Origin of the sequence: Planktothrix sp. FACHB-1355 (genome assembly GCF_014748295.1) — a bacterium.
Classification (GTDB): Bacteria; Cyanobacteriota; Cyanobacteriia; order Cyanobacteriales; family Aerosakkonemataceae; genus Aerosakkonema; species Aerosakkonema funiforme_A.
In genome coordinates this window covers 1-2,197 of the sequence record NZ_JACJUP010001138.1, presented here as the reverse complement: position 1 = coordinate 2,197, position 2,197 = coordinate 1, and the positions used below count along the sequence as shown (strand labels likewise).

Genomic DNA, 2,197 nt, shown 5'->3' with positions numbered 1-2,197 from the left:
CGCCACCCAAAAAGATGCGATTCAGATAAGTCAGCAATAGTTTGTCTTTGCTGTAGAAGAATTCTAACTTGAGGGCAACAATAGCTTCTCGCACTTTGCGACCGAGAGAATCTTGCGTGCCCACATATTCCCGAAACAAACTGCGGGCGACCTGTTGGGTAACGGTACTGCCGCCTTGACGATCGCCCCCCTTACTGATAATAAAAGTTGCCCTAGCAATACCGATCGGATCGACACCGAAATGCCAATAAAAACGTTTATCCTCAGAAGCAACTACAGCTTTTGGCAAATAAGGGGAAAAGTCCGACAATTGTCTCATTTCCCCGTGAGCGTTGTTGCGCGGTTGTCGCAAAGGCGTTTCGCCATCGCGGGCGTAAACTACTGCTGGCCCCCCTGTGGCAGCTGGCAGGGGACGCACGGAGAATTTTTGCCATTCGATCGCAATTGCCAACACCATCAATGCCGTTAATCCACCAACCCCATACACCCCCCAGGTGGCAGCTTTAACATACCAAGGTGGCGGATCGTAGTACTGAACGCGGACAGACGCTGCCAGTTCTGGTGGGCCCAAAGTGAGCGTATCGCCGTGGCGCAGCAATTTTGACGCGATGCGCCGCCTACCCTTGTAAATTCCGTTCGTTGAACCTTCATCTTTGATCGCGAAGGACTTCTGGCGGCGTCCAGTCCGGTTTAAAGACAAGTGAAGCTGACTGACTACCGGATTGCGTACTACAATATCGCAGGATTTCGAGCTGCGTCCCAAGGTGTAGCGATCTCCTAACAAAGGGTAAACTTCTGCTTTGTCCGCATCTGCATCCTGGACTCGCAGTTCCGGCACTCTCGCATTCGTCTTGAGTACCAGTTGGGAAAAGTTTACCTTAGCTTGAACTGTATGTACCGCTTGGGTTATCGCACCGAAAATCGTTTGCGGGCGTTGAGGCTGAGGAGGAGTCATACTTTTTATTTTAGATTTTAGATTTTGGGGAAAGGGGCTAGGGACTAGGGGCTAGGGGCTAGGGGAAGAGGGAAGAGGGAGAGGGAGAAATTTTGACTTTTGACTTTTGACTTTTGACTTCCCCACTTCCCCACTAGGGACGATTTTTCGGTGGCTCATGTTTTCCGAACGCGGCGATAAACAGGCAGGCAATACCTATGTTAATAAAGGTATCTGCCACGTTAAATACCGGAAAACGAATGAGGCGAAAATCCAGAAAATCGACGACGTAGTTTAATAAAAAGCGATCGATGCCGTTGCCCAAAGCGCCCCCCAAAATAAAGCCGTAGCCCAGCTGATCCCAACCTGGAAGCTTTGGCCCAAACAACGCCAGTGCGATTAAGATGATACTTACCCCCAAGGATAGCCAACGTAACCAACTGCCGTCCTGGCTGAACAAACTAAACGCCGCACCTGGATTTCTTACGTAGGTAAAATGAAAGACTCCCTTCCACAAGGGCCAAGTTTCATTGAGGTCGAAATTTTGTACTACCCAGCTTTTGGTCAACTGGTCTAATACCAAACTGACAAGGGCAGCCGCCCAAAAAAACCGGTTTTTAGTCAATTGGTTCATTGTTTATTTCTCAGTGTTCAATAATTGTTTTGTTCGTTGCTATGAACCATAACCATGAACCGCGAACAACTTACTAAAGATTAGTAAAACATCAAGCGTCGCAAGATAAATGCCAATATCGTAACCTCACAAACAACAGCAAGCTGTCCTGGCAGCGCGTAGAACGACAATTTTTGAGCGGCTGGCAATAAAGCAAGGGTACTGGTGCTTCCCCAGTTCAAATAATGGCTCAAAACCAGATAGCTAAGACCGAAAAAATGAACTGTTAGCAAACCACAGATACAACTAAGCGCGAGAAATTCCAGTTTGGGCGGCATCTTAAAAGCTAAAAAGCCACACAGCCAAGCACCCGGAACAAAGCCTAACAGATATCCAAAGCTGGGTTGTTCAATATATTTGATGCCACCACCCTGAGTAAAGACCGGTAGGAAAGTTAAGCCTAATGCCAAATAAGCAATTTGGGAGAGGGCACCAGCATTCTTGCCGCCAAGACAGCCTACCAGCAGCACAGCTCCTATTTGATAGGTAACGCCCAGGGAGTAAGTTTGAATCGCCAGCCCACCTTCATGCCAGGTGGGAAAGGTGATAGAAGCGTTTAGAAAAGTGCCGCCGATCGTCAGCAGCAACCC

Annotated in this window: 3 protein-coding genes; all 3 read right to left on the bottom strand. The window is 48.4% G+C overall.

Going from position 1 to position 2,197, the window contains the following annotated elements; genetic code table 11:
* A partial coding sequence (locus H6S82_RS29955) for an FHA domain-containing protein (RefSeq protein ID WP_191057230.1) occupies positions 1-955 on the bottom strand: 955 nt, incomplete at its 3' end.
* 133 nt (positions 956-1,088) lie between these two features.
* The gene (gene lspA / locus H6S82_RS29950; RefSeq protein WP_190463366.1) at positions 1,089-1,568 is read right to left on the bottom strand and encodes a signal peptidase II; all 480 of its coding nucleotides are present in this window, start codon (positions 1,566-1,568) and stop codon (positions 1,089-1,091) included.
* Between the two features lie 80 nt (positions 1,569-1,648).
* On the bottom strand, positions 1,649-2,197 hold a 549-nt coding region (locus H6S82_RS29945), incomplete at its 5' end, for a biotin transporter BioY (protein ID WP_191057229.1).